Origin of the sequence: Peribacillus psychrosaccharolyticus ATCC 23296 (assembly GCF_000305495.1) — a bacterium.
GTDB classification, from domain to species: domain Bacteria; phylum Bacillota; class Bacilli; order Bacillales; family DSM-1321; genus Peribacillus; species Peribacillus psychrosaccharolyticus.
In genome coordinates this window covers 1-8,619 of record NZ_AJTN02000214.1, presented here as the reverse complement: position 1 = coordinate 8,619, position 8,619 = coordinate 1, and the positions used below count along the sequence as shown (strand labels likewise).

General features: G+C 41.0%; 5 protein-coding genes. 3 read left to right on the top strand and 2 right to left on the bottom strand.

Features of this window, described 5'->3' with window-relative positions; all coding sequences use genetic code 11:
• Positions 1 to 9: 9 nt before the first annotated feature.
• Positions 10 to 624 (bottom strand): YczE/YyaS/YitT family protein, encoded by a 615-nt coding sequence (locus WYK_RS15675; RefSeq protein ID WP_040375419.1) that lies wholly within the window; start codon positions 622 to 624, stop codon positions 10 to 12.
• Between the two features lie 189 nt (positions 625 to 813).
• Between WYK_RS15675 and WYK_RS15670 the strand changes: the two genes are divergently transcribed.
• The 3 genes from WYK_RS15670 to WYK_RS15660 all read left to right on the top strand — a co-directional run bounded on the left by WYK_RS15670 (position 814) and on the right by WYK_RS15660 (position 6,523).
• A complete protein-coding gene (locus WYK_RS15670) occupies positions 814 to 3,036 on the top strand; it encodes an MMPL family transporter (RefSeq protein ID WP_081704913.1) in 2,223 nt (740 codons plus the stop codon).
• A gap of 191 nt (positions 3,037 to 3,227) precedes the next feature.
• Positions 3,228 to 3,758 (top strand): YceI family protein, encoded by a 531-nt coding sequence (locus tag WYK_RS15665; protein WP_040375417.1) that lies wholly within the window; start codon positions 3,228 to 3,230, stop codon positions 3,756 to 3,758.
• A 212-nt stretch (positions 3,759 to 3,970) separates the two neighbouring features.
• Positions 3,971 to 6,523: a YhgE/Pip domain-containing protein gene (locus WYK_RS15660; RefSeq protein WP_040375416.1), complete on the top strand. Its 2,553-nt coding sequence runs from the start codon at positions 3,971 to 3,973 to the stop codon at positions 6,521 to 6,523.
• Positions 6,524 to 6,573: 50 nt separating this feature from the next.
• Here the strand turns inward: WYK_RS15660 and pepF are convergent, their stop codons facing one another.
• Positions 6,574 to 8,388 carry an oligoendopeptidase F gene (gene pepF / locus WYK_RS15655; RefSeq protein WP_040375415.1) on the bottom strand — a complete coding sequence of 605 codons (1,815 nt, stop codon included), beginning with the start codon at positions 8,386 to 8,388 and terminating at the stop codon, positions 6,574 to 6,576.
• Between the last annotated feature and the right edge of the window lie 231 nt (positions 8,389 to 8,619).

Genomic DNA, 8,619 nt, shown 5'->3' with positions numbered 1-8,619 from the left:
AAGCTTTTTTTATTTTTGGATCACCCTTGTTACTGATCGTCTTTCTACCCATTTGCCTAAAAGTCCTGAGAAAACCATTCGTGACTTTTGAAATACAGGACTTTGGATAAAGGTATAGATAAAGGTCGCAATGAATACAGGCCCTCCTAGTAGAAAACCAAAGATGAGGATGATGCTTTCAACGAGTATTCTCGCTCTACTTACTGAAATACCTGTTCTTTCTGAGACAATCAACATAAATCCATCCCGCGGTCCTGCCCCCAGATTCGAAGCCACATATAACCCTCCGCCGATTCCTGCCAATAAAATTCCTGCCAGCAAAATGAAATAGTCTGTCCAAGTACCCGACGACTCTGGAAGCAATCCAGACCAGAGAAAAAAGTCCATAATGACTCCCACGCACATCGCATTTAGAAAGGTTCCAAGACTTATGTATTTCCTATCTACTATATACGTGATTAGAACTAAAAATAGCCCGGTTATGATTGACCAACTTCCAATGGTCAAACCCATCTGTTGAAAAAGAGCTACATTCAACACTTCCCATGGATGCAAACCTAAAAATTTCACCTTAACCGCAAGTGCATTTCCCATTCCCAGCAGACACAAACCTCCGAAAAACATACCCCACCTAATCAGATGCAACACCCTGTTCACTCCACCTCTAATACGGATTATATCCTAACTATAGCACATTAAACTTTGGGGATTTTGACTGCTTCATATATAATTAAAGGGATCGGCTTTATTCACCACATTTTTACATAATCGTTTATATATGAAAGAAAAAAATAATTTAAATGAGGTGTTTTTTTGAACGAATCGATTTTACAAAAACTTAGCAGAATGGTTACAGGAAAATCAGGCAGATGGATCGTAATCGGTATTTGGATTGCCCTAACTGCCATTCTAACTTTCACTTTACCATCCGTTGGCGAAAAGGAAGTAAACAAAACAGTCGACCTGCCAAGCGACGCACCTTCTATGCAAGCCGATGAATTGATGGAAAGGGAATTTCCCAACTCATCTGGTGTACCCGCTCTGCTTACATGGCATCGGGAAGGTGGCTTAGCAGATGAAGATTTGGCGGCTGTTCAAGAATTAAATGCTGAACTTACAAAAAATCCTCTGCCTAACCAATCGTTTCTTCCTCCTATAGATAAAGTACCGCTTCCAGCTCTTAAGGAGTTCATTTCAGAGGATGGGACTACACTTGTTCAAACCATCTTTTTTGCTGAAGACGCAGGAGCTGAAGAACTGAAGGAAAATTTAAATGACATTCAAGCACTAGTAAAAAAACAAGGTATCGGCAATCCGTTTAAAGAGGATATCGATTCAAGCGAACTCTCTATTCGTGTAACGGGTCCTGTCGGCATTTCTGTTGATGCAACCGGCCTTTTTAAAGGTGCTGATGTAACATTATTAATTGGAACTGTATTATTAGTTCTTGTTCTATTATTACTCATTTATCGTTCTCCCCTGCTTGCCATTATTCCGTTAATCGGGGTCGGTTTTGCCTACCTTGTAACCAGTCCAATTCTTGGTTTCATGGCGGATAAGGGCTGGATTACTGTAGATGCCCAATCCATTTCAATTATGACCGTGCTCTTATTCGGAGCAGGAACGGATTATTGTTTATTCCTAATTTCTCATTACCGGACAGAATTAAGGAAAATAGAAAATAAACGCAAAGCACTGATGCATGCCTTTACTGATTCTTCTGGTGCCATTGCGATGAGCGGCTTAACGATTGTTATTTCCCTGTTGACTCTGTTAGTTGCCGAATACGGGGCATATACTCGTTTTGCTGTCCCATTTAGTTTATCAATCCTTATTATGGGCATTGCCGCCTTAACCTTGGTTCCGGCAATACTAGCTGTTTTTGGCCGGGCTTCCTTTTTCCCAATCATCCCGCGTACACCTGAAATGGAAGAAGAACGCGCTCAAAAAACGGGGAAACCGGTTAAACGTCAAAAGAAAACGAATAAAATCGGAAGTGGAATCGGCAATTTAGTCATCAAAAAACCATGGACAGTCGTCATCATCTCCGTTGTTATATTTGGGATTCTTGGAGCCTATTCTACACAAGTTAAATATACCTACGACATCCTCTCTTCTTTCCCAGAGGATATGGATTCTCGAGAAGGCTTTGCCATCATTTCTGACGCTTATTCACCAGGAGAACTGGCTCCTGCAAAAATAGTCATTGATACAGAAGGAAAAGATATCCCGCTTACGGATGCCTTAAAAGAAGTCGATATTGTTGAAACCGTCAGCGACCCTGAAGAAGGGGCAATAAACAAAAATTTGAAAGCCTATACGGTCAAGTTTTCAATCAATCCATATTCTTTAGAAGCAATGGATAAAATACCTGCTATAAAAACCGCTGCCGAATCAGCCTTAACAAATGCTGATATAAAAAAAGCGTCAGATAAAGTCTGGATCAGCGGACAAACAGCAACACAGCATGACAACCAAGTAACGAGTGATAAAGATCGTACCATTATCATTCCGCTAATTGTTATCTTAATTGCACTGCTGCTATTAGCTTATTTACGTTCCATTACAGCGATGATTTATTTGATGGGTACAGTCATCTTATCTTATACTGCCGCACTTGGTCTTGGGTGGTTTATTCTCCATAACTTCATGGGAGTCGAAGCGATACAAGGAGCCATCCCGCTTTACGCATTTGTTTTCCTTGTCGCACTTGGCGAAGATTATAACATCTTCATGGTCTCAAGTATTTGGAAGAAGAAAAAGAGCATGCCAATTAAGCAAGCTATTAAAGAAGGTGTTAGTGAAACGAGCGGAGTCATCACATCTGCCGGTATCATCTTAGCAGCTACCTTTGCAGTATTAACAACGGTGCCCATCCAGGTTCTCGTTCAATTCGGACTCATTACGTCCATTGGGGTCTTAATGGATACATTTATTGTCCGTCCTTTCCTAGTGCCGGCTCTTACCGCTTTGCTCGGCCGTTACGCTTTTTGGCCAAGTAAAGCAAAAATGTATGAAGGTAAAAAAGAAAATTAACCAAAAAGTCTTTAGTCACTATGGTGATTAAAGACTTTTCTTTGCATATATTCATAAAATGAAACATTATAGTTACTTACTTAAAATAAGTAGTTGACTTTTAATAATCAATTACATATACTTACATTATAAATAGTTATCTCGGAGTAAATATATTTTATTCCAAGATAATAATTCTGGGAGGAATATACATGACAACAGAAAAATGGGTAATAGACGCAGATCATAGTTTAGTTGAATTTTCAGTGAAACATATGATGATTGCAAAAGTACGTGGAAACTTCGCAAAATTTGATGCAAACATCACAGCGGATTCTTCTGATTTAACGACAGCTGCTATTGAATTTACGATTGATACGGCAAGTATCTATACGAAAAATGAGGACCGTGATAATCATCTTCGTTCGGCTGAATTCTTTGACGTCGAATCCTATCCAAACATAACGTTCAAAGCTACAGAGATTACTAAAGTAAGCGGCGATGACTACAAAGTAAGCGGTGATGTGACGATTAAAGGTGTTACTCGTCCTGAAACGTTTGATGTAACATTCGAAGGTGAAGGTAAAGATCCATGGGGCAACACAAAAGCAGGTTTCAGTGCCAAAACAAAAGTGAACCGCAGCGATTATGGTTTGACTTACAATGCAGCTCTAGAAACTGGCGGCGTCCTAATCGGTGATCAAATTACGATTAATCTTGAGCTTGAAGCATCAAAAGCATAATTATAGAAAAGGCGGATGGAGTAATATTTCATCCGCCTTTTTTTACTTTTTCACCTGCTTTTTTAGGGAAAATGATTAAATATACCTAAAAATATTTATCCATTACCTTAAAAATAGAAGGAATTTCAATTTATTGTCAGAATATATTAGGAATACAAACATAATGAATAGTGATTCATTTATATTTGTAATAAAAACAAAGGGGGAAAAATATGAATTCTTCGCAATCAGAATTAGGAGGATTTGCTAGCAGGAGAGGATGGATTATTGCCGTCATCGCCATTCTTTTAGTGCCATTTGTATATGCGGCACTTATCCTCACTGCTAAATGGGGACCGTATGATAACCTATCAAATCTTCCAGTAGCAGTCGTCAATCAAGATGAAGGTGGAATGTCCGGAGGAGAACCAATTAATGTTGGGGATGACTTAATTGCTGAGTTAAAAAGCAACAATAGTCTTGGCTTTGAATTTGTAGATTCCGAAAAAGCCGAAAAAGGATTAAAGGATCTTAAATATTATATGGTCATTGAAGTACCAAAAGACTTTTCACAGAAAGTGACCACTGTTCTCGATGCAAATCCACAAAAGCCCGAACTAAAGTATACTCAAAATGAAGGCTTACATTTCATGGCTGCTCAAGTGACCAAAACAGCCACAGAAAGAATTCAAACGCAGTTAGCAAATAAAGTAACGGCAACTTATACAAAGAGCCTGCTTACTCAGTTATCTGAAATTGCAAGCGGTTTCAATTCTGGTGCAGACGGTTCAGGACAAATTAATTCAGGTGCTACAGAGCTGAAAAATGGTACAGGTCAAATTCTTACTTCACTTAACGACAAAGCCCCGGACATTGCCAAATTGGCAGATGGATCAAAAGAATTAAAAGCAGGAACAAATGAACTTTATTCTTCGTTAACTAGTAAACAAGGTGACATTTCTAAATTAGCTGCCGGCGCTGGAGAAGTCAATGCAGGCGCAAATACGCTGCTCTCTTCTTTAAAAGCGAAGTCAGGTGATATTTCAAAACTAGCAGCTGGTACGCAAACATTAGAAGACGGTTCAACTCAACTTCTATCTTCATTGAAAAACAGCTCTGGCAATATCGGTAAACTAGCTGCCGGCGCCAAAGACCTGGACAATGGAGCTAAACAATTGGCAGCGGGTGCCAGAGAAGCTTCTGCAGGTGCTTCAGCACTTGAAGCTGGATCTGCACAAGTACTAACAGGATTAAAAACGGCACAAGCTGGCAGTAAAACACTAGATGGCGGTTTAGCTAAACTAACCCCTGGCAGTAAACAAGTAGCAGACGGTGCCGCAACCGTGAACGGAGCTGTAAAGCAGTTATCACCAGGAGCTGCACAAGTGGCTGCAGGGTTAGAACAACTTGTAGGAGCATTGGCTGCACAAATTCCTGGATTTGAAAAACGAGCAGATGTTCAGACTCTTATTGCTGGCAGTAAGCAAGTTGCTGGTGGTTTAAATCAATTAGCAGGCAGCACACCTACCTTAAGTGCTGGTGCAAAATCTGTTTCAGACGGCTTGGCACAAGCTGCACCAGGAGCAACTCAATTAGCTGGCGGTCTTGACCAATTAGTCAGCGGTCAAACAAGCTTAAATGCCGGCGTAACTAAACTATCTACCGGTATTTCAAGCTTATCTACTGGGGCAAGTGCACTATCCGCAGGCTCAGCTACCTTGGCCGCAGGAAATGCAACTGTGAATCAATCTTGGGGCACGCTAACTGATTCTGTATCTAAAATCAAAGGCGGGATCTCTACTGTTAACCAAGGTAATCATTCAGTTGAAAACGGATGGAAAACAATCACGAATGGTGTAACTACACTTTCTGGCGGAACGAAACAAGTAGCTGCTGGTAACCAAACCGTTAAAAGTGGTTGGAATCAACTAACTGTGGGCGCAGGGAAGTTAAATAACGGCGCGACTCAAATTAGTGATGGAACTTCCACCGTGAGAACTGGCTGGGGTACCCTAACTGATGGAGTCACACAAGTAGATGATGGAATTGGAAAAATTGAAACCGGCAGTAAAGAACTTACTGCAGGTCTATCTAGCGGAGCTGAAAAAACAGGCGCTATCTCCGTATCAGATAAAAATATTGAACAATTTGCTGCACCAGTAGAACTGAGTGGACAAACCATTAATCCATTCAAAGGTTATCGCTATGCAAATGCACCGTATGTCTTATCTCTTGCCTTATTTGTCGGAGTGCTGCTAATGAGTTTACTCTTTGATTTGAGAAAACCATATGACGCAGCCGTTTCATCAATCAGATGGTATGCAGGAAAATTTGGTACGATGGCTTTATTTGCTACAGCTCAAGCTTTACTCGTTTCAATCCTAGCAGCATTCTTAGTTAAATCAACTTTTGGAAACGGTTTCAGTTTAGTTATTTTCTCTGTTTTTGTCAGCTTAGTATTCCTAACAATCGTATTTGCTCTTACTGTACTAGCTGGTAACATCGGCCGCTTCCTTGCTTTTGTATTCCTTGTTCTGCAAATGTCTACAACAGGTGCAAGCTTACCTGTACAGATGCTTCCTGAAGGACTTCACAGATTAAGCAATTTCTTACCACTAACGTATTCAATCAACGGTTTTAAAGCCGTGATCACCTTAGACAATTACAGCTCACTATGGTCGAGCGTCTTCGCTTTACTTATTTTCCTTGCTGTATTCTTAATTCTAGCAAGTATCGTTGTCATGATTAAGGCAAGCTCTTCTTCTCGTCCAAGTACGGTTGAGTAAAGTAAAAAACCTTCCTGTAGTTTTATCAGGAAGGTTTTTTACTTTGTTACTTATTCATAAGAACGTTCAAGCTCATCGACAAGCGATCCTACATAGGCTACAGCCTTCTTAACTGCTTCTGGGGTGGACATATCAACCCCGGCATGTTTTAGCAGGTCAAGCGGCTTCATTGTCCCTCCTGCACGCAGTACATCAAGCCATCTATCCACGGCAGGCTTTCCTTCTTCCTGAATCAGTTGTGAAACAGCAGTCGATGCCGTCAAACCACAAGAGTAGGTGTATGGATACAAGCCCATATAATAGTGCGGCTGCCTCATCCATGTCAAACTTGCCCCTTCATCTAACTCCACGGCATCTCCCCAAAAATCAGCGAGTACTTCATGATTTACTTCTGAAAGAGTTTTGGCTGTTAACGCCTTTCCTTTTTCAGCCATTGTGTATACCCGGCGCTGATACTCTCCCTCTAGTAAATGAGTGACAAAGTTATGATAATACGTACCTAGTAATTGCATAACTACCCAGCGTCGCATCTGCTTATCTTCTGTCTTATTAAGTAAATACTGACCTAATAACAATTCATTCATCGTAGAAGGTGCTTCAATGAAATACATCGATGGACGCGTATTGCCAATCCGTTGATTTTGATTGGCTAAGTAGAAGTGTCCTGCGTGGCCTAATTCATGTGCCAGGACAAATGCTCCTCGCATGGTGTTCTGCCACGTAATAAGAATATACGGATGTGCATCATATGGGCTCGAACAAAATGCACCTGTCCGCTTGCCCACATTATCCGCCAAGTCCACCCAACGTTCCTTCAATCCTTTTTCCATAATAGCCTTATACTCAGGTCCCATAACACTTAAAGCTTCTAAAATCACTTCACTAGCTTCTTCGTAGGTAGTTGAAGGATTGAATTCCGGATCCAACGGAGCCTTTAAATCACAGTAACGCATCTGATCCAGCCCAAGAACCTTTTTCTTTAACTTAGCAAAACGCTGCATATGCGGTGAAAGCTCAGTTAGAATCGTATCCAGCTGATTATTGTACATTTCCAGACTAACCTGCTGCGGATTAAGGAGCATCTCCGTAATCGAATCATACTTACGCAGCTTTGAAAGGGCCGCCTGCTTCGCTACCTCTGTTGAATAAACTTGGGCAAAGGTATTTTTATATTGTTCAAGTGTCCCAACAAAAGATTCGTAAGCTTTCCTTCTTACAGTCGTATCAGGCGAAAACTCATAACGATCCTCATATAGAGCTGCTGAAACAGATAGTTGATTCCCCTCTTCATCTTCAATAGACGCAAACTGCATATCCGCTGTTTTACTAGTGCCATAGATTTTATACGGAGCGTCAAGAACTTCCCCCAGTGAAGCCAAAACCTCTTCTGACTCCGCTGACAGGCGATGCTGTTTCGTCTCTAACAACTTGATTAAATTTTGCTGAAAAGGCACAAGCTCGCTTTCTTCAGCTATGTATTGTTCAACCGTTCCATTAGGCAGTTCAAGAATCTCCGAGTTAATAAAAGATAGCCCTGCATAGACCTTTGTAGCAAGTGAAGAATAGACCGCACTGTCCGACTGATTCGCAAAACTAGTACCATCACCCGCTTCCAATAACGAAACATATGTACCAGCTTTCCCAAGCCTAATATAAAGCTGTTCGCGAAGAAGTAAACATTCCAAAAGAACACTTGCCCCATTCTGAAGCTTCCCCTTAAACTTCGCAAATTCCGGCAGCTGCTTCTCAATCACCGCTAACTCCGTCTCCCAAGCTTCCTTCGTGACAAATAAATCAGCCAGATTCCACGTTAACTCTACAGGCACCTCATCACGCATAAGCCTCTTCTCAATCGTCTTTTCCATACACTAATCCCCCTCTATACCAATCTATTTTTTCCAATCCTATCTACTATATTATATTTTTTGAAGATTATGTCAATGAGGATTATGGGATGAAATAGCGCAAGTTACACTCTTTCACAGAACCGAATCCGCAGGATCCATCCACTTTATACTGTAGGGAAGAATGGTTGGGAGTTCGGGCAGAATGGTTGGCCGTTGGGGGAGAATCTTTCCTCGATAGGGATGAATGTG